This window comes from Pseudomonas sp. XWY-1, from assembly GCF_002953115.1.
GTDB lineage: Bacteria > Pseudomonadota > Gammaproteobacteria > Pseudomonadales > Pseudomonadaceae > Aquipseudomonas > Aquipseudomonas alloputida.
This window is the reverse complement of record NZ_CP026332.1, coordinates 3,898,806-3,923,753: the sequence shown is the minus strand read 5'-3', so window position 1 is coordinate 3,923,753 and position 24,948 is coordinate 3,898,806. Positions and strand designations below refer to the sequence as shown.

The 24,948-nt window shown below is 62.0% G+C and carries 21 protein-coding genes, 4 tRNA genes and 1 pseudogene; 19 read left to right on the top strand and 7 right to left on the bottom strand.

The genetic code is table 11. The features are described 5' to 3' along the window. Positions 1-14: 14 nt before the first annotated feature. The 5 genes from PRJ_RS18200 to PRJ_RS18180 form a co-directional block, all read right to left on the bottom strand. Positions 15-1,064, bottom strand: a complete 1,050-nt coding sequence (locus PRJ_RS18200) for a hypothetical protein (RefSeq protein WP_104962152.1) — start codon at positions 1,062-1,064, stop codon at positions 15-17. 151 nt (positions 1,065-1,215) lie between these two features. Beyond that, entirely contained in the window at positions 1,216-1,884 is a 669-nt protein-coding gene (locus PRJ_RS18195; RefSeq protein ID WP_010953229.1) for a GntR family transcriptional regulator, read from the bottom strand. A gap of 16 nt (positions 1,885-1,900) precedes the next feature. Continuing rightward, positions 1,901-2,599, bottom strand: a complete 699-nt coding sequence (locus PRJ_RS18190) for a FadR/GntR family transcriptional regulator (RefSeq protein ID WP_010953230.1) — start codon at positions 2,597-2,599, stop codon at positions 1,901-1,903. 43 nt (positions 2,600-2,642) lie between these two features. Then, a complete protein-coding gene (locus tag PRJ_RS18185) occupies positions 2,643-3,953 on the bottom strand; it encodes a C4-dicarboxylate transporter DctA (RefSeq protein WP_012053078.1) in 1,311 nt (436 codons plus the stop codon). Positions 3,954-4,180: 227 nt separating this feature from the next. Next, positions 4,181-4,495 carry a helix-turn-helix domain-containing protein gene (locus PRJ_RS18180; RefSeq protein WP_010953232.1) on the bottom strand — a complete coding sequence of 105 codons (315 nt, stop codon included), beginning with the start codon at positions 4,493-4,495 and terminating at the stop codon, positions 4,181-4,183. Positions 4,496-4,761: 266 nt separating this feature from the next. On the opposite strand from PRJ_RS18180, the pseudogene PRJ_RS30720 reads away from it, so the two are divergent. From PRJ_RS30720 to PRJ_RS18170, 3 genes and pseudogenes are all read left to right on the top strand, one after another. Continuing rightward, a pseudogene (locus tag PRJ_RS30720) lies at positions 4,762-5,091 on the top strand (PAS domain-containing protein); the annotation flags it as partial. A gap of 360 nt (positions 5,092-5,451) precedes the next feature. Next, positions 5,452-6,327, top strand: a complete 876-nt coding sequence (locus PRJ_RS30715) for a methyl-accepting chemotaxis protein (RefSeq protein WP_371264237.1) — start codon at positions 5,452-5,454, stop codon at positions 6,325-6,327. A 13-nt stretch (positions 6,328-6,340) separates the two neighbouring features. Next, complete coding sequence (locus PRJ_RS18170; protein ID WP_104962150.1) at positions 6,341-8,029, top strand: bifunctional diguanylate cyclase/phosphodiesterase; 1,689 nt, start codon at positions 6,341-6,343, stop codon at positions 8,027-8,029. 108 nt (positions 8,030-8,137) lie between these two features. Here PRJ_RS18170 and PRJ_RS18165 read toward each other — a convergent pair whose 3' ends face one another. After that, positions 8,138-9,886 carry a sigma-54-dependent Fis family transcriptional regulator gene (locus tag PRJ_RS18165; RefSeq protein WP_104962149.1) on the bottom strand — a complete coding sequence of 583 codons (1,749 nt, stop codon included), beginning with the start codon at positions 9,884-9,886 and terminating at the stop codon, positions 8,138-8,140. Positions 9,887-10,109: 223 nt separating this feature from the next. Between PRJ_RS18165 and PRJ_RS18160 the strand changes: the two genes are divergently transcribed. Genes PRJ_RS18160 through PRJ_RS18135 form a run of 6 tightly spaced genes read left to right on the top strand, consistent with a single transcriptional unit; the run spans position 10,110 to position 16,032 of the window. Beyond that, positions 10,110-11,204: an ABC transporter ATP-binding protein gene (locus PRJ_RS18160; protein ID WP_104962148.1), complete on the top strand. Its 1,095-nt coding sequence runs from the start codon at positions 10,110-10,112 to the stop codon at positions 11,202-11,204. Further along, positions 11,204-12,301: an ABC transporter ATP-binding protein gene (locus PRJ_RS18155; RefSeq protein ID WP_104962147.1), complete on the top strand. Its 1,098-nt coding sequence runs from the start codon at positions 11,204-11,206 to the stop codon at positions 12,299-12,301. The genes PRJ_RS18160 and PRJ_RS18155 overlap by 1 nt, the downstream gene beginning before the upstream one ends. Further along, positions 12,298-13,164 (top strand): carbohydrate ABC transporter permease, encoded by an 867-nt coding sequence (locus PRJ_RS18150; protein ID WP_049587533.1) that lies wholly within the window; start codon positions 12,298-12,300, stop codon positions 13,162-13,164. Before PRJ_RS18155 ends, PRJ_RS18150 begins: the two co-directional genes overlap by 4 nt. Before the next feature lie 3 nt (positions 13,165-13,167). Continuing rightward, positions 13,168-13,968: a carbohydrate ABC transporter permease gene (locus tag PRJ_RS18145; RefSeq protein WP_003250228.1), complete on the top strand. Its 801-nt coding sequence runs from the start codon at positions 13,168-13,170 to the stop codon at positions 13,966-13,968. Positions 13,969-13,980: 12 nt separating this feature from the next. Further along, entirely contained in the window at positions 13,981-14,253 is a 273-nt protein-coding gene (locus PRJ_RS18140; protein ID WP_003250230.1) for a DUF2160 domain-containing protein, read from the top strand. A 39-nt stretch (positions 14,254-14,292) separates the two neighbouring features. Continuing rightward, positions 14,293-16,032 carry an ABC transporter substrate-binding protein gene (locus tag PRJ_RS18135; RefSeq protein ID WP_104962146.1) on the top strand — a complete coding sequence of 580 codons (1,740 nt, stop codon included), beginning with the start codon at positions 14,293-14,295 and terminating at the stop codon, positions 16,030-16,032. 125 nt (positions 16,033-16,157) lie between these two features. Here the strand turns inward: PRJ_RS18135 and folD are convergent, their stop codons facing one another. After that, on the bottom strand, positions 16,158-17,012 hold the full coding sequence (folD, locus tag PRJ_RS18130; protein ID WP_003250234.1) for a bifunctional methylenetetrahydrofolate dehydrogenase/methenyltetrahydrofolate cyclohydrolase FolD: 855 nt from the start codon (positions 17,010-17,012) through the stop codon (positions 16,158-16,160). 269 nt (positions 17,013-17,281) lie between these two features. Here folD and PRJ_RS18125 point away from each other — a divergent pair. The 10 genes from PRJ_RS18125 (at position 17,282) to hupB (ending at position 24,884) form a co-directional block, all read left to right on the top strand. Beyond that, positions 17,282-17,358: transfer RNA gene (locus PRJ_RS18125), tRNA-Arg, on the top strand. A gap of 41 nt (positions 17,359-17,399) precedes the next feature. Further along, positions 17,400-17,475, top strand: a tRNA-His gene (locus PRJ_RS18120). A gap of 52 nt (positions 17,476-17,527) precedes the next feature. After that, positions 17,528-17,612: transfer RNA gene (locus tag PRJ_RS18115), tRNA-Leu, on the top strand. Positions 17,613-17,648: 36 nt separating this feature from the next. Continuing rightward, positions 17,649-17,724: transfer RNA gene (locus tag PRJ_RS18110), tRNA-His, on the top strand. Positions 17,725-17,912: 188 nt separating this feature from the next. Next, the gene (locus PRJ_RS18105) at positions 17,913-18,212 is read left to right on the top strand and encodes a DUF6388 family protein (RefSeq protein WP_104962145.1); all 300 of its coding nucleotides are present in this window, start codon (positions 17,913-17,915) and stop codon (positions 18,210-18,212) included. Positions 18,213-18,460: 248 nt separating this feature from the next. Beyond that, on the top strand, positions 18,461-19,774 hold the full coding sequence (gene tig / locus PRJ_RS18100; RefSeq protein ID WP_014753846.1) for a trigger factor: 1,314 nt from the start codon (positions 18,461-18,463) through the stop codon (positions 19,772-19,774). A 91-nt stretch (positions 19,775-19,865) separates the two neighbouring features. Further along, positions 19,866-20,507: an ATP-dependent Clp endopeptidase proteolytic subunit ClpP gene (gene clpP, locus PRJ_RS18095; RefSeq protein WP_003259400.1), complete on the top strand. Its 642-nt coding sequence runs from the start codon at positions 19,866-19,868 to the stop codon at positions 20,505-20,507. Between the two features lie 108 nt (positions 20,508-20,615). After that, entirely contained in the window at positions 20,616-21,899 is a 1,284-nt protein-coding gene (gene clpX, locus PRJ_RS18090; protein ID WP_003250242.1) for an ATP-dependent Clp protease ATP-binding subunit ClpX, read from the top strand. A 163-nt stretch (positions 21,900-22,062) separates the two neighbouring features. Further along, entirely contained in the window at positions 22,063-24,459 is a 2,397-nt protein-coding gene (gene lon, locus PRJ_RS18085; protein ID WP_010953272.1) for an endopeptidase La, read from the top strand. Between the two features lie 152 nt (positions 24,460-24,611). Next, positions 24,612-24,884: a nucleoid-associated protein HU-beta gene (gene hupB, locus PRJ_RS18080; protein ID WP_003250246.1), complete on the top strand. Its 273-nt coding sequence runs from the start codon at positions 24,612-24,614 to the stop codon at positions 24,882-24,884. Positions 24,885-24,948 lie beyond the last annotated feature (64 nt).

The following is a 24,948-nucleotide window of genomic DNA, read 5'->3' as shown; positions in this document are numbered from 1 at the left end:
GGCACAGGCCGCCACTAAGGTGGCAGGCGAATGATCAAAGGCGCCTGCTGCTGCTCGACCTGCTGCTCCACCGGCCGCGGCGCACTGGCCAGCAAGCTGTCCTCAACCTGCCCCGACAGGTAATAAACCCCCGCCATGGCCCCGCTCTGGCGGTTCTCCATCAACTCCTGCCATTCCTGGTTCAACGCCACGTTCAGGATCACCCGCAGTTGTTCGACCATCTGCGGGTGGTCACGGTCATGGGTCATCACCCCGTAACCGGCTGCAGCAATCGAAATCATCGCCCCTGCCACCTTGCCCACTGCCGATGCCACGGCACTGGCGATACCGCGTGGGGCCAGGGTGGCGCCAAGCTTTTCGCTGGCCTGGGTGGCCACCGAGTTGAGCCCGACATCGGTCCGGCCAGGGCCTTTGCTGGCCTGCTGATGCAAGTGCTGGCGCATGGCTTGCCAGGCCGGCTGCTGGTCCAGTGACTTGGCCCGCAGCAGCTGATACAGGCTGGCATTGCGCGCATCCGGTGGCCCCAGGGCGATGGCGGGGATACGGTTGAGGCGCTGGCTGAACTGCTCGGGCGGCGCGTTGTACCGGCTGATGATCGCCGGCAGTTGCTGGCCGAGCAGTTGCAGGTACAGTTCGCAGGCGCGGTCGCGGATGTCCTCGGGGTTGATCTGCTCGGCTACCGGCTCGATCACCCGCGCGCGATACTGCTCCTGCAGGTACAGGGCCAGGCGTTTTTCTGCCGGTTCCCGACCCTCGCCACTGTCGAGCTTGTACCAGGCCACCTTGAGGGTCAGCCACTGCTGGGTCCAGTAACCCGTGAACCAGGGGATGAAGTCGCGCTCGGTGCGTTGTTGCACCTGCTCCTTCCACACCCGCATGGAGCGCCGGGCATAGTCGTTGGCCGAGCCGGCGGCACCGACCGAGGCATCGATCAGTTCCTGGTCGATGCGTTGCCAGGCCGCGGGGGTGAGTATTGTGGGCGGCGGCGGGGCAGGGGGGCGCTTGCTCGCACAACCGCCGAGGGCCAGCAGAAGGCAGAGCAACAGGAGGACTCGAGAACTCACGCGACCGCCTCCCTGGTAGAGGCTGGGGGGGTTCTCGAAGTATAGGGTGGGGTTGTTGGGGCTGCTTTGCAGCCCATCGCCCGCTCAGCAGCGCTGCAAATGGTTGCGTGAGCGCGGCCTGCGTCAGAGCGATCGCGTCAGCCTGGTCGGGTTATTCCAGGTCCAGCTTTTCTTCCAGTCGGTCAAGGTGCCTGTGCATCAACTCCAGGGCCGCTTCGGCATCACCTTGCTCCACGGCATCGATGATTGCCGCATGCTCTTCCCACGCGCAGTGATCGCAGCAAGGCGATTCGTAGCGAGCGATGATCAGCGAGGTCATCGGCACCAGTCCATTGAGAAATCGCGCCAGTGGCGCATTGGCCGCCACCTGCGCCAGTTTCAGATGGAACTCGCCGCCCAGGCGGATCGCCGCGCAGCGTTCGCCACGCTCATGGTGCTGGCGCTCGCGCTCTACCAGTTGCCGTAACTGGCGTACCTGCGCCGGCCGGGCGCGTTGCGCGGCCAGGGTGATCAGCGTGGTTTCGGCCAGACGCCGGGCACTGAGCACCTGACGTGCCTGGTCCGGGTCAGGCGCAGCCAGATGCGCGGTGTGGCTGGGGCGCTGGACTACCACCTGCTGGTCGGACAGGCGCCCGAGCACACGGCGGATCACCGTGCGGCTGACACCAAAGGCATGGCCCAGCGCCTGTTCGGGCAACAGACTGCCCGGCGGCAGGCGCTGTTCGAGAATGGCGTCGAACAGCCGCGGATAAATCTGCTCGGCCGACAGGCGGGTTTCGCCGGCCGCGAGCAGGGTAGGCAAGTGGGGGACGGCGTTCATGGGCACTCTCCTGAGGTCATGGATGCGGATGTTCGTCCGGGATATTCAGCGCGATGCCCATGCGCAGCCCTTCGGCCACGATGTGCTGACGCATCTGGGCACTGGCCTGGGCGCTGCTGCGTTCGCGAATGGCGCGCACCACCGCTTCGTTTTCCTTCAGCCGCGCGGCCAGGTGCTCGGGCGAGTTGCGCAGCATGTCGGCGCTTTGCTTCAGGGCATTGCCGGTCTGCTGCACCACGCTCTGGAAAATCGGGTTGGTGGTCAGGGCGAACAGCGCTTCATGGAAGGCAATGTAGGCTTTGACCCCGGCCTCGCTGTCATCGGCCTCCAGCGCTTCGCGCATGTCCATCAGGGTCAGGCGCAACTGGCCGATGTCCTGGCTGTTGGCCGACTGCGCCACCAGGCCGACGATGAACGGTTCGAGTGTGTAGCGCAGTTCCAGCACGTCGGCCAGGCTGGCCGCAGCACTGGTTTCCACGCCCGACGGCTGGGCATCGGCATCGAGCACCAACACGCCCTTGCCGGGTAACGAGCGCACCAGGCCCAGTGTTTCCAGCACGGTTACCGCTTCGCGCAGGCTGGGGCGGCTGATGCCCAGTTGTTCGGCCAGTTCGCGCTGGCCTGGCAGCATGTCGCCGGTGCGCCATTGGCCGCGGGCCAGGGCCTGGCGGAGTTTTTCCACCACTGAGTTGACGACGGTTGATGAGCTGATCACGGTTCGCTCCTGGAAGGGCCGGCGTCATGCCGGCCACGTTCGCTCAGAATTCCTGTTGATGGGCGTTGGGTTGCTTGCGTGGCGTGGGGGCAAAGCCAGGCTTGCCGTCGAGCACGTTCTGCGCACGTTCCAGGTCAATGTCCTTCTCCCAACGGGCGATGGCCACGGTGGCCACGCAGTTGCCGATCAGGTTGGTCAACGCCCGGCCGATACCCATGAACCAGTCCACCGCCAGCACCAGTACCAGGCCTACCACGGGAATCGCCGGTACCGCAGTCAGGGTGGCGGCAAGAATCACCAGTGCCGAGCCTGGGATGCCGTGAGCCCCCTTGGAAGTCACCAACGACACCAGCAGGATGGTCAGCAGGTCGGTCATTTCCAGTGGCGTGCCGGTGGCGTTGGCGATGAACACGATTGCCAGGGTGAGGTAGATGGAAAAACCATCGAGGTTGAACGAGTAGCCGGTAGGGATCACCAGGCCGACCGTGGAACTGCCGATGCCCAGGTGCTCAAGCTTGCGCATGATCTGTGGCAGCACGGCGTCGGAAGAGGCGGTGCCCAGGACGATGGTCAGCTCTTCGCGCAGGTACTTGATCAACGGCAGCAGTTTCAGGCCCGACAGGCGCATGACGGTGCCCAGCACGATCAGCACGAAGCCGGCACAGGTGAGGTAGAACAGCGCCACCAGCCCGCCCAGGTGCTGCAGCGACGCCAGGCCGTACTTGCTGGTGGTGAAGGCGATGGCACCGAACACGCCGATTGGCGCCAGGCGCACGATCATGCCCATGATGCGGAAGATCACATGGCTCAGTTCGTTGATCAGTCGCGAAATGCCGGCGGCTGAGTCACCCACCAGGTTCAGGGCGCTGCCGAACAGCACCGAGAACAGCAGCACCTGAAGAATGTTGTTGTCGGCGAAGGCACCGATCACCGAGGTGGGGATCAGGTCCATGAAGAATGCCGTGGCGCCATGGATGTGCTGGCCGCGCTCGGCCAAGCCGTTGGCATCGGCGGCGGACAGTTGATCGAGGTGAATGTTGGCACCGCTGCCAATGCCACTGGTGAAGGCGAACACCAGGCCGATCACCAGCGCCAGGGTAGTCAGCACTTCGAAGTAGATCACCGACTTCAGGCCGATGCGCCCGACCTTTTTCAGGTCACCCGCACCCGAAATGCCGCTGACCACCACGCAGAACACGATCAGGCCGATGAGCATCTTGATCAGCTTGATGAAGCCGTCGCCGAGGGGTTTGAGTTGCAGGGAGAGGTCGGGGAAGCTCAGACCGCAGGCGATGCCGAGGGCAAGGCCGAGTACGACTTGCAGGAAAATCGAACGCGAGCACCATTTGAGCATGGGAGGAGTCTCTGATCGGTGTCCTTGCTTCGGTAGCCGCACGGGGCGAAAGAGCGCAGGACTTAATTATTGTGGTCTTACCGGTTTGTTCAGCGCGAGGCCATAAAAGCGCGAAAAATCCCTGATTGCAAGGTTTTTTGGCCTTACCGGTCTGACCAGTTGTGGGGCAATCCGGCCTGCCATGCTCTAGTTCGGTGCGTGCCGTGAAAGGGGGCGCGTGAAATAGCTCAGGGCTTGGCCAGTGCCTGGTCCACTGCTGCAATCAGCTTGCCAAGATCTTTGGGTGGGGCGTTGTGGATGACGCCGAACAGGTAGGCGCGCTGCTCCTCTTCGTCGTCCGGTTCAGCGAAGAAGTCCTTGGTCTTGACGCCCAGCACCTGGGCAAACGCCATGATTGCATCGATGCTGGGGGTGTAGGTGCTGGTTTCGAAACGGCTGATGGTCTTGGGGTCGAAGCCGGTCCGTTCGGCCAGTTGTGCCTGGGTCAGGCCCGCCAGCTTGCGGTAGCGGCGCAGGGCGATACCCAAAGCTGATCTCGTCATCGCTTAATTCCCATTTAGAATCAAGAACTTAACGATATCTATCAATGTGGCGCAACGCCATGATCGATCACCTTTGTTTTATTTATGTGATGAATTTCGTAGAATTCATGGCTTGACCGGTCAGTCATCGTCACCTTCCTTGTACCGTTCGGCCTCGTGCCGTAACGGCAGGAAGCGCTTTTGCCCATTGGAACGGATCCTCATGATTCGGTTCCGATGGCCGTCGATGAACTGGGTGCCGGCTTGTCATTGAATGGAGTCTCATCGTGCGCCTCAACTTGCCGGTAACCCCGGTCGAGCAACGTTTTCCCCCCCATCAGCGGCTGATTTCTGCTACCGATACCGCCAGCCTGATCACCTACTGCAACCCAGAGTTTGCCGCCATCAGTGGCTACAGCGAGGCCGAACTGATCGGCAGCCCGCACAACCTGGTGCGCCACCCGGATATGCCGCCGGCGGTGTACGAGTTGATGTGGCGCTACCTGAAAGCCGGCAAGAGCTGGATGGGTATCGTCAAGAACCGCTGCCGTAACGGCGACTACTACTGGGTCAATGCCTACGTCACGCCCATCCTCGAAGGTGGACGGGTAGTGGGTTACGAGTCGGTGCGCGTATGCCCTACGCGCGAGCAAGTAGCCCGTGCCGAAGCCCTGTATGCGCGGCTGCGCAACGGCCAGGCGGCATTGTCGGCGCCGCGCCGGCTGAGCTTGCTGACGCAGGCCTTGGCCTTGCCACTGGCCGGTGGGCTGCTGGCAGTGGGGGCCAACCAGCTGTGGCCTGGCCTGGTGGGGCAGGGGGTGACCCTGGGGCTGTTCGTGGCCTGCGGCCTGTGGGCGCGCAATGCCCTCGGGCGGCAGCTGCAGCAGATTGTGCAGGGTGCCGACGGTGCCTTCGCCGACCCGATTGCAGCCTTGACCTACAGCGACCTGTCGGGTGCTGCCGGGCAGTTGCAACTGATGCTGATCAGCGAAGAGGCACGCCTGAAAACCGCCTTGACCCGGCTAAGCGATCTGGCCGGGCAAATGGCCGTGGCCGCTCGCGATGCCGGGCAGTTGTCGCGCAGCACCGAGGCGGCATTGCTGGAGCAGCGTGCCGAAACCGACCTGAGCGCCACTGCAATGAACCAGATGGCCGCCTCCATTGGCGAAGTGGCCAACCACGTGCAGTTGACCGCCGCCGAGGCACACACGGCGCACCTGCTGGCCGAGCAAGGTAGCCAGGTGGCCGATGCCAGCGGTGCGGCCATTCGTAACCTGGCCAGCACCGTGACGCAGATCAACCAGGCGGTCAGCCACCTGGCGGGTCAGACCGGCGCCATCGCCGAGGCCGCCGGGATGATCCGCGGCATTGCCGAGCAAACCAACCTGCTGGCCCTTAACGCCGCCATCGAGGCTGCCCGTGCGGGCGAGCAGGGCCGGGGCTTTGCCGTGGTCGCCGACGAGGTGCGGGCACTGGCCGACAAGACCCGCCAGTCCACCCTGCACATCCAGGCCATCATCGATGCCCTGCGCAGTGGCGCCGAGGAAGCCGTGGCGATCGCCAGCCGAGGCATCGACGGTGCCGAGCAGGGCGTTGCCCAGGTGCAGGAAGCCCGGCAGGCGCTGCATGGCATTCGTGACGCGGTACAGCGCATCAGCGATATGAGCCAGCAGATGGCCACCGCCTCGCAGCAGCAGTCGGCGGTGGCAGAAGACGTTTCGCGGCAGATCAACGGCGTAGCCGGTATTGCCCAGCACAGCGCCCATAGCGCCAACGCCGCCGCCTCGCGCGGTACCGAACTGGAACACGTGTGCGCCGGATTGCGCGCCCTGGTGGAGCGCTTCAACCGCTAAGGCAGGATGCTTTATGGATGATAACTATCGCGCGGCCGTGGACGCGGCCGCGATCTTTTCGGAAACCGACCTGCGTGGGAACATCACCTACGTCAATCAGCAATTCTGCAGCATCTCGGGCTACAGCCGTGAGGAACTGTTGGGGGCCAACCACCGCATCCTCAATTCCGGGCTGCATGAACCGACGTTCTTTGTCGGCATGTGGCGGGCGTTGGTCGCCGGGCGGGTGTGGAAGGGCGAAATCTGCAACCGGTCCAAGGACGGTTCGTTGTACTGGGTCGACAGCACCATGGTGCCACTGGTCGATCCGCTGACAGGCCAGGTGCGCAAGTATGTGTCGATCCGCTTTGACGTCACCGAGAAGCGCCAGCTGCTGCATACCTTGCAGTGGCGGGTGGGCCACGATGTGCTCACCGGCCTGCCCAACCGTGCCTACCTGTCCGACCTGCTGAACCAGGCCCTGGCCTACTCGCGCCGCGAAGGCATCTCGCTGGCGGTGTGCATGCTCGACCTGGATGGTTTCAAGGCGGTCAACGACGGCTACGGGCATGCCGTGGGTGACCTGCTGCTGGTGGAAGTGGCGCAGCGCTTGAAGAGTATCCTGCGCGGTGGTGATGCCGTGGCCCGGCTGTCGGGCGACGAATTCGTGCTGACCTTGCGCGATGTCGATGATGAGCACCAGCTGCATGCAGCCCTGCAGCGGGTATTGCGTGCATTGGCGGCGCCTTGTGTGGTGCGTGAGCATACGCTGTCGCTCAGCGCCAGTATCGGCGTGACCCTGTACCCGCAGGATGACGAAGATGCCGACACGTTGGTGCGCCATGCCGACCAGGCCATGTATGTGGCCAAGCAGCGCGGGCGCAACCGTTACCACCTGTTCGACGTGTCGCAGGAACAGGAACTCAAGGCCACCCACCAGACCGTGGCGCGCGTGCGCCGGGCGCTGCGCAACGGTGAGCTGTGCCTTTACTACCAGCCCAAGGTCAACCTGCGCAGTGGCAAGGTACTGGGCTTCGAGGGTTTATTGCGCTGGCAGCGGCCAGGCCGTGGCGTGGTGCCGCCTGGCGATTTCCTGCCCTGGGTAGAGCAGACCGACCTGATCGTCGAAATCGGCGAGTGGGTGATCGGGCAGGCGTTGAGCCAGTTGCAGGCCTGGCAGCGCCAAGGGCAGCCCTGGTCGCTGAGCGTGAATATTGCCGCGCGGCATTTGCAGCGCAATGACTTTGCCGAGCGCCTGCAGCAGTTGCTGGCAGCGTACCCGGCGGTGGACCCGGCGCTGCTGGACCTGGAAATCGTCGAGTCGGTGGCCATCGACAACCTGCAGCATGTCAGCCGCTGCCTGGATGCCTGCCGTGCGCTGGGTGTGCGTTTCTCGCTGGACGATTTCGGCACCGGTTATTCGTCCTTGAGTTACCTGAAACGCTTGCCGACCCAGACGATCAAGATCGACCAGTCGTTCGTGCGTGACATCCTTCATGACCAGGACGACCTGGCGCTGACGGAGGCGGTGATCGGCCTGGCGCGGGCGTTTGGCCGCGAGGTGATTGCCGAGGGGCTGGAGAGTGTCGAGCACGGCCGGGTACTGATGGGCCTGGGCTGCGAGCTGGCGCAGGGTTACTGCATCGCCCGGCCGATGCCCGCCAGTGACGTGCAAGCCTGGGCACAGGCCTACCGGCAGCCAGTGCAGTGGCGTGACCCTTGAAGGTCATCAGCGGGCCGTGGTCTTGACCTGCACGGGGGGCGCCACCTGCTTGTCGATCAGGGGTGGCTTCGACAACCTGCTGTGCGGCGCGCTTCAGGGCCAATCGATTCATCGCCCACGCAACCGCTTGTACAGTGTGGTGCGGCTGATACCAAGTCGGCGGGCCACCGCCGACAGGTTGCCATTGGCTTGCTCGACCAGGCTCTGCAGGTCCGTCTCTTCAGTCGCTATCGGCACCGGTGTTTTCGACTCGGCCAGAAAGCCCGCTGGAAGGTGCTCGACGCCGACCGGCCCGTTGGCCGCCAGGGCCAACGCGACCTGTAGCACGCTCACCAGTTCGCGCAGGTTGCCCGGCCAGGGGTGTTGATCGAACAGGTCGATAATGGCCGGCGGCAGCCGCGCAGGTTGCCCGGGCTCGCGGTAGCGGGCATGCACCTGGTCAATCAGCTGGCGCCGGTCAGCGCGTTCGCGCAGGGGAGGCAGCACCAGCGTCAGGCCGGCGATGCGGTAGTACAGGTCCTGGCGAAAGCGCCCGGCGCGCACTTCTTCGGCCAGGTTGCGATTGCTCGCCGACACCACGCGGATATCCACCGGCACCGGTTCGCCACTGCCCAGCGGCTGGATGCTGCGCGACTGCAGTACGCGCAGCAGGCGGGCCTGGGTGGGCAGTGGCATGTCGCCAATCTCATCCAGAAACAGGATGCCGTGGTCGGCCTTGCGGATCAGCCCCGGGTTGCCCTTGTGGTGGGCGCCGGTGAACGCGCCTTTGTCATAGCCGAACAGTTCCGACTCCACCAGTTCGGCCGGGATCGCCGCACAGTTTACGGCGACCAGCGGCTGCCTGGCGCGGCTGCTGGCCCGGTGCAGGGTGTCGACGAACACTTCTTTGCCTACGCCTGTTTCGCCCTCGACCAACACCGGGATGTCCTTTTCCAATAGCAGGCCGGCTTGTATCAAGGCTTTTTCCAGGCGCGGCTCGGCACTGCCGGCTTCGGGGCGGCGAGTGGTTTCGCGTGGGGGGTGCCACTGGCAGTGAAAGCGGTTGCGCCCGGTGGCCTGCAGAGCGAAGGGCTGTTGTCGGGGATGGCTGAGCAGCTGTTGCAGGGGTAACTGGAACAGTTGCTCGATGTTTTGCTCCAGCGGGTTTACGCCGAGCAGGCTATCGGCCCGGTGATTGGCGGCCAACACCTGCCCGCGTTCATCGAACACCAGCAAGCCGGCCCAAGGGCTGTCGAGGTTGTCGGAGGCGCTGTTGAAGATCAGTTGTGCATGCTGGTCAGCATGTTCGGCGAGGATCAGGCGGTTCTCCAGGCTCTGGCCCATCATGCGCACCAGCCCAAGCGTCTGGCTGGCCGGCAGGTAGCCGTCGCTGGCTACGTCGAGCGCCCCGACCAGCTGCCGTGCGGCGTCGAACAGGGGGGCGGCGGCGCTGGACATGTAGCGGTTCTGGCGCAGGAAGTGTTCGTCCTGGCCGACGTGAACCGCTTCGGCGCAAATCAGTGTGGTGCCCAGGGCGTTGGTGCCGACGCCACGTTCGTGCCAATGGGCGCCGGCGCTGAAACCATGGTGCTGGCGCGGTTCGATGAAACGCCGCGAGCCCCAGCTGTCGAGCAGGCAGCCACTGGCATCGGCCAGCATCACCAGGTAGCTGGCGTTACCCAAGAGGTGCGCATAGTGCGGTAGCACTTCCTCGCGGGTCAGGCGCAGCAGGTTTTGGCGCCGCTCCAGCAGGGCACTGAGCTCGGCGCGGGACAGGCAGTCAAAGTCTGGCGCATGCTGCGGCTGCAGGCCGTGGGCGCGGCAGCGGTCCCAGGACGCCTGGATCAGTTGGGTGTGGGTCGAAGTGGATGCGGCCATGGGCCTGTCCTGTGTGATTGTTGTCATGGGTCGACCGCCGTTCAGTGTTGTTCACGGCTGTTCATTGTCAAACTGGCCAGTGTCCAGTTGTGCAGTGATTGTGTTCACGTGCGAGCCCGCGATTTGCCAGCGCTGCCACCCAGGCCCCGAACCAGAGCATCGGGCAAGGACTGGCACGGAACTGGCTGTACCCGGCAGACAACAATCACAAAAAGGCCACGCCATGTCCCTGGTGCTGGAGCAGGTCAGCCGTAGCGTCGACAACCAGCCGTGGATCGTCGATGCGTCACTGCGTTTCGAGCCCGGCTCGTTCAATGTGCTGCTGGGTCGCACCCTGGCCGGCAAGACCAGCCTGATGCGCCTGATGGCCGGGCTGGACCGTCCGGACCGTGGGCGGGTGCTGATGGATGGCCAGGACGTCACCGGTGTGCCGGTACGCCAGCGCAATGTGTCGATGGTGTATCAGCAATTCATCAATTACCCGACCTTGAGCGTGTACGAAAACATCGCCTCACCGCTGCGCCAGGCGCGCATGGCCGAGGACCAGATCCGACGGCGGGTGCAGGAAACTGCCGAGATGCTGCGCATCGAAACCTACCTGCAACGCCTGCCACTGGAGCTCTCCGGCGGCCAGCAGCAACGCACGGCGATGGCCAGGGCACTGGTCAAGGATGCCTCGTTGATCCTCTTCGACGAGCCATTGGTCAACCTCGACTACAAGTTGCGCGAAGGCCTGCGCCAGGAGCTGCGCGAGCTGTTCGCGGCGCGCCATTGCATTGCTGTGTACGCCACCACCGAGCCCAACGAGGCGCTGGCGCTGGGCGGCACCACCACCCTTGTGCACGAAGGCCGTATCGTGCAGAGCGGGCCCACCGCCGCGGTCTATCAGCGACCCAGCAGCGTGCTGGCTGCCGAGCTGTTTTCCGAGCCGCCGATCAACCTGGTGTCTGGCCGTATCACGGGTAACGAGGTAAGCCTGGCCCAGACCGTGCACTTTGCCCGCAATGCCGACCTGGAGCCGCTGGCCGAGGGTGACTACCGCTTCGGCGTGCGCCCCAGTCATATCGCGCTGGTGCCGGCCCACGACGATGACCTGGAGCTGGCGGTACTGGTGGAGTTGGCCGAGATCAGTGGGTCAGAAACATTTCTGCATGTGCGCAACGAATACTGGCGCATGGTTCTGCACCTTCCCGGGGTGCACGAGTACCAGGTGGACACGCCGATACGCGTGTTCATCCCCACGCACAAGCTGTTCGTTTTCGACAGCGCCGGGGTGTTGGTGCAGGCCCCGGGGCTGCGCCAGGCGAGGAGAGGGTGATGGCCGAAATCCGCCTGCGCCAGCTGGCGCACAGTTACAGCCGCCAGCCCGCCAGCGAGGCAGACTATGCCCTGCATGCACTCGAACATGTGTGGGAGCAGGGCGGTGCCTATGCGTTGCTCGGTCCGTCGGGCTGTGGCAAGTCAACCTTGCTCAATATCATTTCCGGGCTGCTGACGCCGTCTCATGGCGAGGTGCTGTTCGACGGCAAGCCGGTCAACCAGCTGTCCCCGCAGGCGCGCAATATCGCCCAGGTGTTTCAGTTCCCGGTGGTGTACGACACCATGACGGTGTTCGACAACCTGGCCTTCCCCTTGCGCAACCAGGGGCTCGATGAAGCCCGGGTGCGTGCCCGGGTGGAAGAAATTGCCGAAGTGCTCGAACTGACTGCCGTGTTGCGCAAGAAGGCACGCAACCTCACCGCCGATGAAAAGCAGAAAGTCTCCATGGGGCGTGGCCTGGTGCGCGATGACGTGTCGGCGATCCTGTTCGACGAGCCGCTGACGGTGATCGACCCGCATCTGAAGTGGAAGCTGCGGCGCAAGCTGAAGCAGATTCATGAGCAGTTCAATATCACCATGATCTACGTCACCCACGACCAGTTGGAGGCCTCCACCTTCGCCGACAAGATCGCGGTGATGCACGGCGGACGCATCGTCCAGTTCGGCACACCGCGCGAGCTGTTCGAGCGACCGCGGCATACGTTCGTTGGTTATTTCATCGGTAGCCCGGGCATGAACTTGATCGACGTGCGTGCCGAGGCGGGCGCAGTGGTGTTCGGCGATGTCCAGCTGGTGCTGCCCGATGGCCTGTGCGAGCGCCTGGCCTCACTGGCGGGCGGGCGGCTGCAGGTGGGCATTCGCCCGGAGTTCGTGCAGCTATGGGACAGCCCGTTCGAGGGGGCCTACCCGGCGCGGGTGCTGGACATCGAAGACCTGGGTACCTATCGCATCGTCACCCTCGAACTGGGCGGTGTCGCGCTCAAGGCGAGGCTGGGCGAGGACCGCCCGTTGCCTGTGGACCAGGCCTGGGTCAGCCTGCCGGCGCAGTGGCTGATGCTGTATGTCGACGATGTGCTGCTGGAGACCGGGCCATGAACAACAAGGTGTCGAACAACAAGGCCTGGTGGCTGGTGCTGCCGGTGTTCCTGCTGGTCGCGTTCAGCGCGGTGGTGCCGATGATGACGGTGGTCAACTACTCGGTGCAGGACATCTTCGACCAGTCCAGCCGCTACTTCGTCGGTGCCGACTGGTACCGCCAGGTACTGCGCGACCCGGCGCTGCACGATGCATTGCTGCGCCAGTTCATTTACTCGGCCTGCGTCCTGCTGATCGAAATTCCATTGGGTATAGGCATCGCTCTGGCCATGCCAACCAAAGGCCGCATGGCCTCGGTGTGCCTGATCGTCATGGCTATCCCGTTGCTGATCCCGTGGAACGTGGTCGGCACTATCTGGCAGATTTTCGGCCGTGCCGATATCGGCCTGCTCGGCGCTTCCCTGGCCAAGCTCGGGGTCAGCTACAACTACGCCGGTGACCCGTTCGACGCCTGGCTCACCGTGCTGGTGATGGATGTGTGGCACTGGACTTCGTTGGTGGCTTTGCTGTGCTATTCGGGGCTGCGTGCGATCCCCGACGTGTACTACCAGGCCGCGCGCATCGATCGGGCCTCGGGTTGGGCGGTGTTTCGCCATATCCAGCTGCCCAAGCTCAAGAACGTGCTGGTGATCGCGTTGATGCTGCGCTTCATGGACAGTTTCATGATCTACACCGAGCCGTTCGTGCTGACCGGCGGCGGGCCAGGCAACGCGACCACGTTCCTCAGCCAAACCCTCACGCGTATGGCTGTAGGGCAGTTCGACCTGGGGCCGGCGGCAGCGTTTTCACTGGTGTACTTCCTGATCATCCTGCTGGTGTCGTGGCTGTTCTACACAGCCATGACCCATGCCGACAAGGACTAGGCCATGAGCACACGCAAATCAATGGCTCTGCTGCTGTACTTCTTCTTCCTGCTGGTGCCGATCTACTGGTTGCTGAACATGTCGTTCAAGAGCAACGCCGAGATCCTTGGCGGCCTGACCCTGTGGCCGCAGGCGTTCACGCTCGACAACTACCGAGTGATCTTCACCGACGCCAGCTGGTACAGCGGCTACATCAACTCGCTGTACTACGTGTGCCTGAACACGCTGATTTCACTGCTCGTGGCGTTGCCCGCGGCCTATGCCTTCTCGCGCTACCGCTTTCTCGGCGACCGCCACCTGTTCTTCTGGCTGCTGACCAACCGCATGGCGCCACCGGCGGTGTTCCTGCTGCCGTTCTTCCAGTTGTACTCGTCGATCGGGCTGTTCGATACCCACATTGCCGTGGCGCTGGCCCATTGCCTGTTCAACGTACCGCTGGCGGTGTGGATCCTGGAGGGCTTCATGTCGGGTGTGCCAAGGGAAATCGACGAAACCGCCTACATCGACGGCTACAGTTTTCCGCGCTTCTTCGTGAAGATCTTCATTCCGCTGATTGGCTCCGGCATCGGCGTCACGGCGTTTTTCTGTTTCATGTTCTCTTGGGTCGAACTGCTGCTGGCGCGCACCCTGACCTCGGTGAATGCCAAGCCGATTGCCGCGGTGATGACCCGCACGGTGTCGGCATCGGGCATCGACTGGGGTGTGCTGGCGGCGGCGGGGGTGCTGACCATCTTGCCGGGCATGCTGGTGATCTGGTTCGTGCGCAATCATGTGGCCAAGGGCTTCGCCCTGGGCCGGGTGTGAGGAGGGCAACGCATGGAGTGGATGGCCTGGACCCTGCCGACAGCGCTGTTCTTCGCCGCTGTGGGCCTACTGCTGCTGGGCATGACCCTGCTTGAACTGCGTCGCCCCTGCGTAGAGCGACGGGGCTTTTTGCCGCTGGTCACCAGCCGTGGTGACCGTTTGTTCATCGGCCTGCTGGCCAGCGCCTACCTGCACCTGCTGGTGGTCGGTGTCAGCGACTGGCCATTGTGGGTGGCCTCGCTGCTGTCGCTGGCGTGGCTGGCGGTGGTGTTGCGCTGGGGCTGAGCGAGCGGCCCTGTGGGATAACTGAAACGGGAGATCACAATGTTCGACAACAAACACAACAGGCGACATTTGACCCTGGCCGCGTTGCTGGTACTGGCCAGCGTGCAAGGCACAGCCTGGGCCGACCAGTACGAAGAGGCGGCAAAGAAATGGATCGGCAGCGAGTTCAAGCCTTCGACCCTTACCCCCGAACAGCAGTTGGCCGAATTGCAGTGGTTCATCAAGGCAGCCGAGCCATTTCGCGGGATGAAGATCAACGTTGTGTCGGAAACCATCACCACCCATGAATACGAATCCAAGGTGCTGGCCAAGGCTTTCAGTGAGATCACCGGCATCCAGCTGACCCACGACCTGCTGCAGGAAGGCGACGTGGTGGAAAAACTGCAGACGCAGATGCAGTCGGACAAGAACATTTATGACGGCTGGGTCAACGACTCCGACCTGATCGGTACGCACTTTCGCTACGGCAAAGTGGAATCGATCACCGACCTGATGGCCAGCGAGGGCAAAGCCTATACTTCGCCGACCCTCGACCTGAAGGACTTCATCGGTATTTCCTTCACCACCGCGCCCGATGGCAAGGTCTACCAACTGCCCGACCAGCAGTTCGCCAACCTGTACTGGTTCCGCGCCGACTGGTTCGAACGGCCTGAGTTGAAGGCCAGGTTCAAAGAGAAGTACGGCTATGAACTGGGGGTGCCAGTGAACTGGTCGGCGTACGAGGACATTGCCAAGTTCTTCACCGAAGACGTCAAGGAGATCGACGGCAAGCGCGTCTACGGGCACATGGACTACGGAAAGAAAGACCCGTCACTGGGCTGGCGCTTCACCGATGCCTGGTTCTCGATGGCCGGCGGCGGCGACAAGGGCCTGCCCAATGGTTTGCCGGTCGATGAATGGGGCATACGCGTGGAGGACTGCCATCCGGTGGGTTCCAGCGTGACCCGCGGCGGCGATACCAATGGGCCGGCCGCCGTCTATGCCACGCAGAAGTACGTGGACTGGATGCGTGCTTACGCGCCCAAGGAAGCGCAGGGCATGACATTCTCCGAAGCCGGCCCTGTGCCGGCGCAAGGCAACATTGCCCAGCAGATATTCTGGTACACCGCATTCACCGCCGACATGACAAAGCCCGGCTTGCCGGTCGTGAATGCCGACGGCACGCCGAAGTGGCGCATGGCGCCTTCACCGAAGGGGCCTTACTGGGAAGAGGGTATGAAACTCGGCTACCAGGACACTGGCTCGTGGACCTTCTTCAAGTCCACCCCCGAGAAGCAACGCTTGGCGGCGTGGCTGTACGCCCAGTTCGTCACCTCAAAGACCGTATCGCTGAAAAAGACCATCGTCGGCCTGACGCCTATTCGGGAGTCGGACATCAACTCCCAGGCCATGACCGAGTTGGCGCCCAAGCTCGGTGGGCTGGTGGAGTTCTATCGCAGCCCCGCGCGGGTGCAGTGGACGCCGACCGGCACCAACGTGCCGGACTACCCGCGGCTGGCACAGCTGTGGTGGAGCCATATCGCCGAAGTCGCCAGTGGCGAAAAGACCCCGCAGGAGGCCCTGGATGGGCTGGCCCGCGATCAGGACCGCATGATGGAGCGTCTGCAACGCTCCAGCGCCCAGGCGACGTGTGCACCCAAGCTGAATCCGGAGAAGGATGCCCAGTACTGGTTCGACCAGCCGGGTGCGCCGAAAGCCAAGCTGGTCAACGAAAAGCCCATGGGCGAGACAGTCAGCTACAACGAACTGCTGAAGTCCTGGGAGGCGGCCAGGAAGTGATCGGCTGAACGCCGGGGTGGTTTCACCGACCGCGGGGGGCGTGCAACCGCTCGCTCGCGAAGAGTCCATTAGACACGGGCAAAAAAACGGCACCTGCAAAGGTGCCGTTTTCGCATCACGCGGTATTACTTGTGCAGCTCTTCTGCCGCATACAGCGTGTTCTCGAGCAGGCACGCCCGGGTCATCGGCCCGACGCCGCCCGGCACCGGTGTGATCCAGCCGGCGCGGGGCAGGGCGGTCTCGTAGACCACGTCGCCGACCAGCTTGCCGTCTTCCTGGCGGTTGATGCCCACGTCGATGACGATGGCGCCTTCCTTGACCCACTCACCCTTGACCAGGCCCGGCTTGCCGGCAGCCACGACCACCAGGTCGGCACGCCCGACATGGCCGGCCAGGTCCTTGGTGAAGCGGTGGCAGACGGTCACGGTGCAGCCGGCCAGCAGCAGTTCCATGGCCATCGGGCGGCCAACGATGTTGGACGCGCCGACGATCACCGCGTTCATGCCGTACAGGTCCTGGCCGGTGCTTTCCAGCAGGGTCATGATGCCTTTCGGTGTGCACGGGCGCAGCAGTGGAATACGCTGGGCCAGGCGGCCGATGTTGTACGGATGGAAGCCGTCCACATCCTTGTCCGGGCGAATGCGCTCGAGCAGCAACGAGGCGTCCAGGTGTGCCGGCAGCGGCAGTTGCAGCAGGATGCCGTCGACGGCCGGGTCGTCATTGAGACGGTCGATCAGCTCGGTCAGGGCTTGTTGCGTGGTCTCGCTGGGCAGGTCGAAAGCCTGCGAAATGAAGCCGACCTCTTCGCAGTCCTTGCGCTTGTGCGAGACATAGACTTGGGAGGCGGGGTCGGTGCCGACCAGGATCACTGCCAGGCCCGGCGTACGCAGGCCTTGCTGGCGACGCTCCACGACACGTTGAGCGATCTGCTGGCGCAGGCTGGCGGCGATAGCCTTGCCATCGATTAGGTGTGCAGTCATAGACGCGTGATTAACCATCGAGAAGGAACAATAAAGAACGTGCATTCTCGCACGACATGGGCCAAGGGCAAAGGCGGGTGGTCGGGCAAATCCTCTAACCCCTTAAATAATTTAAATTTTTTCGAAAAAGGTGTTGACGACTTTCGGGGTCGACTATAAGATTCGCCGCACTTGTCGGGCACAGCCTAGCACTGGTTGGCTAAGTCGGGCAGAATGAGTGGTTTAACAGTTCCTTGTTAGCGTCTCGTTCGGTTAGGCTTCAAGCTTAAGCGCCCGTAGCTCAGCTGGATAGAGCATCCGCCTTCTAAGCGGATGGTCGCAGGTTCGAGTCCTGCCGGGTGCGCCATTAGGCAGCTTTGGCAAGCAAGTAGGCTGTAATGCAATATGGTGGGCGTAGCTCAGTTGGTAGAGCGCTGGATTGTGATTCCAGTTGTCGTGGGTTCGATTCCCATCGTCCACCCCATATTTTTCAAGGGCGCCTCGATAGCATCTGGCGCCTTTGTTTTAAGCGTTACGCGGACGTGGTGAAATTGGTAGACACACTGGATTTAGGTTCCAGCGGCGCAAGCTGTAAGAGTTCGAGTCTCTTCGTCCGCACCATGCTTCTGTAAGGTTGTACAGCAAGACCGCAATATGGTGGGCGTAGCTCAGTTGGTAGAGCGCTGGATTGTGATTCCAGTTGTCGTGGGTTCGATTCCCATCGTCCACCCCATATTCCTGAAAGGCGCCTTGATCGTGAGATCGGGCGCCTTTTTGTTTTGGGTCTGCGTAGCGGTGATGAGCCGCGCCCCAGCCAAAACACTTCCTGCCCCTTGTAATCCACTGGTGGCACCCCAATAAAAGCTGTTAGATTTCAGCCGGTTGAAACACCGGCCCGTTTGGCCGGCAAAGGACACCACGATGATTGCAAAAGAAGCCCGTCAGGCCTTGGCGCTGCAGCGCTTTGCCGAAGCCAATCCGCAGTTGATCGAGGAGATCCGCGAGCTGGATGCGCGTGAGCAGGCCCAGCAAATCGAGTGGGCGTTCGAGGATGCCGCCGAGGAGCAGGGTATTGAGCCTTGGGAGCTGGCGCTGCAATTGATTGCCGAGTCCCCGGAGCAGCTGCAGGCCATGCGCCTGGAAACGCACCGTGAAGTGGCCGAGGCGCTGGGGCTGGAATGGGAGGAGTACTGCCAGTTCAACGACATTGATCCTGAATAAAGGAAGCGAATGCGTTGCGGGTAGTTGTTTGACAAAGTATTTCGGCTGCAGGCCGCCCCCGGCGCCGCGCAGCCCCTGTTGGAAGCAGGCCTGGCGCTGTGCCGTGCGGGCCTTGAAAGTTAATCGACCGGCGTTGTTTTCAGTCGTCCCGTGTGGGGTGACTTCTGCTGCGTGACTCACTAGAATGTTTGCCCTTGATTCTGGAGTCGGGCTAACGCCGGCTAACGTCTGTGCAACGAGGAATATCCATGCAAGTTTCTGTTGAAAACACTTCCGCTCTCGAGCGCCGCATGACCATCGCCGTTCCGGCCGAGCGCGTCGAGAACGAAGTCAACAAGCGTCTGCAGCAGACTGCCAAGCGCGCCAAGATTGCGGGCTTCCGTCCTGGTAAAGTACCGATGACCGTGATCCGTCAGCGTTTCGAGGCGGACGCCCGTCAAGAGGCTTTCGGTGACCTGGTCCAGGCCTCCTTCTACGAAGCCATCGTCGAGCAGAAGCTGAACCCGGCTGGCGCCCCGGCTGTAGAGCCCAAGTCCTTCGAAAAGGGCAAGGATCTGGAGTTCGTCGCCATCTTCGAAGTGTTCCCTGAGTTCACTGTTGCGGGCCTCGAGTCGATCAAGGTCGAGCGCCTGAGCGCCGAAGTGGCTGACAGTGACCTGGACAACATGCTGGAAGTGCTGCGCAAGCAGAACACCCGCTTTGAGGCCGTCGAGCGCGCTGCGCAGAACGACGACCAGGTCAACATCGACTTCGTCGGCAAGGTCGACGGTGAAGCGTTTGCCGGTGGTTCGGCCAAGGGCACCCTGCTGGTGCTGGGTTCCGGCCGCATGATCCCAGGCTTCGAAGAAGGTCTGGTGGGCGCCAAGGCTGGCGAAGAGCGCGTTGTCAACGTGACCTTCCCAGAGGACTACCAGAACCTGGACCTGGCTGGCAAAGCCGCTGAGTTCACCATCACCGTCAACAGCGTTTCGGCACCTGTACTGCCAGAACTGAACGAAGAGTTCTTCGCCCAGTTCGGCATCAAGGAATCGACGCTGGAAGGCTTCCGCGCCGAAGTTCGCAAGAACATGGAGCGTGAGCTGCGTCAGGCGATCAAGACCAAGGTCAAGAACCAGGTCATGGACGGTCTGCTGGCCGCCAACCCGATCGAAGTGCCAAAGGCTCTGCTGGAAAACGAAGTCAACCGTCTGCGCGTGCAGGCTGTTCAGCAGTTTGGTGGCAACATCAAGCCTGAGCAGCTGCCAGTCGAGCTGTTCGAAGAGCAAGCCAAGCGCCGCGTCGTGCTGGGCCTGATCGTGGCCGAAGTGGTCAAGCAGTTCGAGCTGAAGCCGGACGACGCCAAGGTTCGCGAGATGATCGAAGAAATGGCGTCGGCTTACCAGGAGCCTGAGCAGGTCATCGCCTGGTACTACAAGAACGACCAGCAACTGAACGAAGTGCGTTCGGTTGTGCTGGAAGAACAAGTTGTAGATACTGTTCTGCAGAAAGCGACTGTGACCGACAAGTCGGTCTCGTACGAAGAAGCCGTTAAACCAGCCGAGGCTCCTGCCGCTGCTGAGTAACGGGCTTCTCTCGTAGGAAACCTCCACAAGCCAGCCTTCGAGCTGGCTTGTGCGTATTCAAGCCATGACTATTTGGGAGTGAGCGCAGGACATGTCCCGCAATTCTTATATTCAGCAGAGCTCTGACATCCAGGCCGCAGGCGGCCTGGTCCCGATGGTTATCGAGCAGTCCGCCCGTGGCGAACGCGCTTACGACATCTACTCGCGCCTGTTGAAGGAGCGTGTGATCTTCCTGGTTGGCCCGGTAGAGGACTACATGGCCAACCTCGTCGTTGCGCAACTGCTGTTCCTTGAGGCGGAAAACCCGGACAAGGATATCCATCTGTACATCAACTCGCCGGGCGGTTCCGTCACCGCCGGCATGTCGATCTACGACACCATGCAGTTCATCAAGCCGGACGTTTCGACCATCTGCATCGGCCAGGCCTGCAGCATGGGCGCCTTCCTGCTGGCGGCAGGTGCCAAGGGCAAGCGTCATTGCCTGCCTAACTCGCGCGTGATGATCCACCAGCCGCTGGGCGGCTTCCAGGGTCAGGCCACCGATATCGAGATCCACGCCCAGGAAATCCTCAATATCAAGGCCCGTCTGAACGAGCTGCTGGCCTATCACACCGGCCAGGACCTCGAGACCATCAAACGTGACACCGAGCGTGACAACTTCATGAGCGCCTCGCGCGCAGCCGAGTACGGCCTGATCGACTCGGTCTACGACAAGCGGCAACTGGCCTCCTGAACCGGGGGGTCAGAGCAGGTGGGCGTCGAAAGCGCCTACCTGCGGACTTGAAAAAGCCCGCAATTGCCTTCATCTTGTGTTGCAAGCCTACCGGATTGGATCGATCGAATGACTGACACCCGTAACGGCGAGGACAGCGGCAAATTGCTTTATTGCTCCTTCTGCGGCAAAAGCCAGCACGAAGTGCGCAAACTGATTGCCGGGCCCTCGGTATTTATCTGCGACGAGTGCGTCGACCTGTGCAACGACATCATCCGAGAGGAGGTGCAGGAAGCCCAGGCCGAGAGCAGCGCGCACAAATTGCCTTCGCCGAAAGAAATCAGCGGCATCCTTGACCAGTACGTCATTGGTCAGGAACGCGCAAAGAAGGTGCTGGCCGTAGCGGTGTACAACCACTACAAGCGCCTGAACCAGCGTGACAAGAAGGGTGACGAAGTCGAACTGGGCAAGAGCAACATCCTGCTCATCGGGCCGACCGGCTCGGGCAAGACCCTGCTCGCCGAAACCCTGGCACGCCTGTTGAACGTACCGTTCACCATTGCTGACGCCACCACCCTGACCGAAGCCGGTTATGTGGGTGAGGACGTCGAGAACATCATCCAGAAGCTGTTGCAGAAGTGCGACTACGACGTGGAAAAGGCCCAGATGGGCATTGTCTACATCGACGAAATCGACAAGATCTCGCGAAAGTCGGACAACCCGTCCATTACCCGTGATGTGTCCGGTGAGGGCGTGCAGCAGGCGCTGCTGAAACTGATCGAGGGCACCGTGGCCTCGGTTCCGCCGCAGGGCGGCCGCAAGCACCCGCAACAGGAATTCCTGCAGGTTGATACCCGCAACATCCTGTTCATCTGCGGTGGTGCGTTCTCGGGCCTGGAAAAGGTCATCCAGAACCGTTCCACCAAAGGTGGCATCGGTTTTGGTGCCGAAGTGCGCAGCAAGGAAGAGGGCAAGAAGGTTGGCGAGTCCCTGCGTGAGGTCGAGCCGGACGATCTGGTCAAGTTTGGCCTGATTCCGGAATTCGTCGGCCGTCTGCCGGTACTGGCTACCCTTGACGAGCTGGATGAGGCTGCGTTGATGCAGATCCTCACCGAGCCGAAGAATGCCCTGACCAAGCAGTATGCCAAGCTGTTCGAGATGGAAAGCGTCGACCTCGAGTTCCGCAGCGATGCACTCAAGGCCGTTGCACGCAAGGCCCTGGAGCGCAAGACTGGCGCTCGTGGACTGCGCTCGATCCTCGAAGGCGTGTTGCTCGATACCATGTATGAGATCCCTTCGAAAAAGGATGTCAGCAAGGTGGTTATCGACGAGAGCGTCATCGAGGGCACCTCGCAGCCGCTGATGATCTACGAAAACAGCGAACCGCAAGCCAAGGCCGCGCCAGACGCCTGATTCAGGCAATGGCCGGTTCTCGGTTGCAAGCAAGAGGGGGCCTACGGGCCCCTTTCTGCTTTTCCTGTGCAAGCGCTTGTAATTTCCCAAGCGTGCCCCCACATTAGGTCCAAGCATCATTTCCACCGGTTTCCGGCCATAAGGCCGCTGTAGAGGCGAAATCATGAAGACCACCCTCGACTTGCCTCTTTTGCCATTGCGCGATGTCGTTGTTTACCCGCACATGGTTATCCCGCTGTTCGTGGGGCGCGAAAAGTCCATCGAAGCCCTCGAGGCGGCGATGACGGGCGAAAAGCAGATCCTTCTGCTGGCCCAGAAGAATCCAGCCGACGACGATCCGGGCGAGGACGCCCTGTACCGTGTCGGTACCGTTGCCACCGTGCTGCAACTGCTGAAGCTGCCTGATGGCACCGTCAAGGTGCTGGTCGAGGGCGAGCAGCGTGGTGCGGTCGAGCGCTTCTCCGAAGTTGAAGGGCACATCCGTGCTGAAGTCTCCCTGATCGACGAAACCGACACTGCCGAGCGCGAGTCGGAAGTGTTCGTGCGCACGCTGCTGTCGCAGTTCGAACAGTACGTTCAGCTGGGCAAGAAGGTGCCTGCCGAAGTGCTGTCTTCGCTGAACAGCATCGACGAGCCAGGGCGCCTGGTCGACACCATGGCCGCGCACATGGCCCTGAAGATCGAGCAGAAGCAGGAAATTCTTGAAATCGTCGACTTGACTACCCGTGTCGAGCACGTGCTGGCACTGCTGGATGCCGAAATCGACCTCCTGCAGGTCGAAAAGCGCATTCGCGGCCGGGTCAAGAAGCAGATGGAGCGCAGCCAGCGCGAGTACTACCTGAATGAGCAGATGAAGGCCATTCAGAAAGAACTTGGCGATGGTGACGAAGGCCACAATGAAGTCGAAGAGCTGAAAAAGCGCATCGAAGCCGCAGGTCTCCCTAAGGATGCCTTGGCCAAGGCTCAGGCGGAGCTGAACAAGCTCAAGCAAATGTCTCCGATGTCGGCCGAAGCTACCGTGGTGCGCTCGTACCTCGACTGGTTGGTGCAGGTGCCGTGGAAGGCTCAGAGCAAGGTGCGTCTGGACCTGGCCAAGGCCGAGGAAATCCTCGATGCCGACCACTATGGCCTGGAAGAGGTCAAGGAACGCATCCTCGAGTACCTTGCCGTGCAGAAGCGCGTCAAGAAGATCCGCGGTCCGGTGCTGTGCCTGGTCGGGCCACCCGGCGTCGGCAAGACTTCGCTGGCCGAGTCGATCGCTGCCGCCACCAACCGCAAGTTCGTGCGCATGGCCCTGGGTGGCGTGCGTGACGAGGCCGAGATCCGTGGCCACCGCCGTACCTACATTGGCTCCATGCCGGGTCGTCTGATCCAGAAGATGACCAAGGTGGGTGTGCGCAACCCGTTGTTCCTGCTCGACGAGATCGACAAGATGGGCAGCGACATGCGCGGCGACCCAGCCTCGGCACTGCTGGAAGTGCTCGACCCTGAGCAGAACCACAACTTCAACGACCACTACCTGGAGGTCGACTACGACCTCTCGGACGTGATGTTCCTGTGCACCTCGAACTCGATGAACATCCCGCCGGCGCTGCTGGACCGGATGGAAGTCATCCGTCTGCCTGGCTACACCGAGGACGAAAAGATCAACATCGCGGTCAAGTACCTGGTGCCCAAGCAGGTCAAGGCCAACGGCTTGAAGAAAGAAGAGCTGGAAGTCGACGTCTCGGCGATTCGCGACATCATCCGCTACTACACCCGTGAAGCCGGTGTGCGGGGTCTGGAACGGCAAATTGCCAAGGTCTGCCGCAAGGTGGTCAAGGAACATACCGGGCAGAAGCAGGTCAAGGTCAAGGTGGCCAGCGAGCAGCTGGAGCACCTGCTGGGCGTGCGCAAGTTCCGCTATGGCCTGGCCGAGCAGCAGGACCAGATCGGCCAGGTAACCGGCCTGGCCTGGACCCAGGTGGGCGGCGAGTTGCTGACCATCGAGGCCGTGGTCATCCCCGGCAAGGGTCAGTTGATCAAGACCGGCTCGCTGGGCGATGTCATGGTCGAGTCGATTACCGCCGCGCAGACCGTGGTGCGCAGCCGCGCCCGCAGCCTGGGGATTGCCGCCGACTTCCACGAGAAGCATGACGTGCACATCCACATGCCTGAAGGTGCCACGCCGAAGGACGGCCCAAGTGCCGGTATCGGAATGTGCACCGCACTGGTGTCGGCGCTGACGCAGATTCCGGTACGTGCCGATGTGGCCATGACCGGCGAAATCACCTTGCGTGGCCAGGTATTGGCCATTGGCGGGCTGAAGGAAAAACTGCTGGCGGCACACCGTGGCGGGATCAAGACGGTGATCATTCCCGAGGAAAATGTTCGCGATCTCAAGGAGATTCCTGAAAATATCAAACAGGATCTTCAGATCAAACCGGTCAAATGGATTGACGAAGTCCTGCAAATTGCGCTGCAATACGCCCCGGAGCCCTTGCCAGATGTGGCTCCGGAGATTGTCGCGAAAGACGAGAAGCGCGACGGCGATGCTAAGGAAAGAATCAGCACGCATTAGTAGTTTTTGGCTGGGGGGCTTTCCTTGACAGTATTTTCGGCGCCTTGCTATAAAGCGGCACGTTATTGTCGCCATGCCTCCCAGCACACGTTTCATAAGCTTTTCATTACATACTTAGAAACAAACTCAATAGAGAAATAAGGGGACTTAGAGTGAACAAGTCGGAACTGATTGACGCTATCGCCGCATCTGCAGACATCCCGAAAGCTGTAGCCGGCCGTGCGCTGGACGCAGTCATCGAATCCGTCACCGGCGCCCTGAAGCAAGGTGACGATGTGGTACTGGTTGGCTTTGGTACCTTCTCGGTCAAGGAGCGCGCCGAGCGTACTGGCCGCAACCCGCAAACCGGCAAGGCAATCAAGATCGAAGCCGCCAAGGTTCCAGGTTTCAAGGCTGGCAAAGGCCTGAAAGACGCCGTCAACTAAGTCGTCTTTCAGCCGGACCCGGCCTGGCCTGGTCCGAGCACGGTGATGGCGGGGCGCAAACGTT

What these genes read in the sequence shown, in the direction of transcription:
- PRJ_RS18195 (WP_010953229.1), bottom strand. Translation starts at nt 1,884, where the DNA reads ATGAACGCCGTCCCCCACTTGCCTACCCTGCTCGCGGCCGGCGAAACC.
- folD (WP_003250234.1), bottom strand. Translation starts at nt 17,012, where the DNA reads ATGACTGCACACCTAATCGATGGCAAGGCTATCGCCGCCAGCCTGCGC.
- PRJ_RS18170 (WP_104962150.1), top strand. Translation starts at nt 6,341, where the DNA reads ATGGATGATAACTATCGCGCGGCCGTGGACGCGGCCGCGATCTTTTCG.
- PRJ_RS18145 (WP_003250228.1), top strand. Translation starts at nt 13,168, where the DNA reads ATGAGCACACGCAAATCAATGGCTCTGCTGCTGTACTTCTTCTTCCTG.
- PRJ_RS18105 (WP_104962145.1), top strand. Translation starts at nt 17,913, where the DNA reads ATGATTGCAAAAGAAGCCCGTCAGGCCTTGGCGCTGCAGCGCTTTGCC.
- tig (WP_014753846.1), top strand. Translation starts at nt 18,461, where the DNA reads ATGCAAGTTTCTGTTGAAAACACTTCCGCTCTCGAGCGCCGCATGACC.
- PRJ_RS18155 (WP_104962147.1), top strand. Translation starts at nt 11,204, where the DNA reads ATGGCCGAAATCCGCCTGCGCCAGCTGGCGCACAGTTACAGCCGCCAG.
- PRJ_RS18160 (WP_104962148.1), top strand. Translation starts at nt 10,110, where the DNA reads ATGTCCCTGGTGCTGGAGCAGGTCAGCCGTAGCGTCGACAACCAGCCG.
- clpP (WP_003259400.1), top strand. Translation starts at nt 19,866, where the DNA reads ATGTCCCGCAATTCTTATATTCAGCAGAGCTCTGACATCCAGGCCGCA.
- PRJ_RS18180 (WP_010953232.1), bottom strand. Translation starts at nt 4,495, where the DNA reads ATGACGAGATCAGCTTTGGGTATCGCCCTGCGCCGCTACCGCAAGCTG.
- lon (WP_010953272.1), top strand. Translation starts at nt 22,063, where the DNA reads ATGAAGACCACCCTCGACTTGCCTCTTTTGCCATTGCGCGATGTCGTT.
- PRJ_RS18150 (WP_049587533.1), top strand. Translation starts at nt 12,298, where the DNA reads ATGAACAACAAGGTGTCGAACAACAAGGCCTGGTGGCTGGTGCTGCCG.
- PRJ_RS18135 (WP_104962146.1), top strand. Translation starts at nt 14,293, where the DNA reads ATGTTCGACAACAAACACAACAGGCGACATTTGACCCTGGCCGCGTTG.
- PRJ_RS18165 (WP_104962149.1), bottom strand. Translation starts at nt 9,886, where the DNA reads ATGGCCGCATCCACTTCGACCCACACCCAACTGATCCAGGCGTCCTGG.
- PRJ_RS18140 (WP_003250230.1), top strand. Translation starts at nt 13,981, where the DNA reads ATGGAGTGGATGGCCTGGACCCTGCCGACAGCGCTGTTCTTCGCCGCT.
- clpX (WP_003250242.1), top strand. Translation starts at nt 20,616, where the DNA reads ATGACTGACACCCGTAACGGCGAGGACAGCGGCAAATTGCTTTATTGC.
- PRJ_RS30715 (WP_371264237.1), top strand. Translation starts at nt 5,452, where the DNA reads ATGCTGATCAGCGAAGAGGCACGCCTGAAAACCGCCTTGACCCGGCTA.
- PRJ_RS18185 (WP_012053078.1), bottom strand. Translation starts at nt 3,953, where the DNA reads ATGCTCAAATGGTGCTCGCGTTCGATTTTCCTGCAAGTCGTACTCGGC.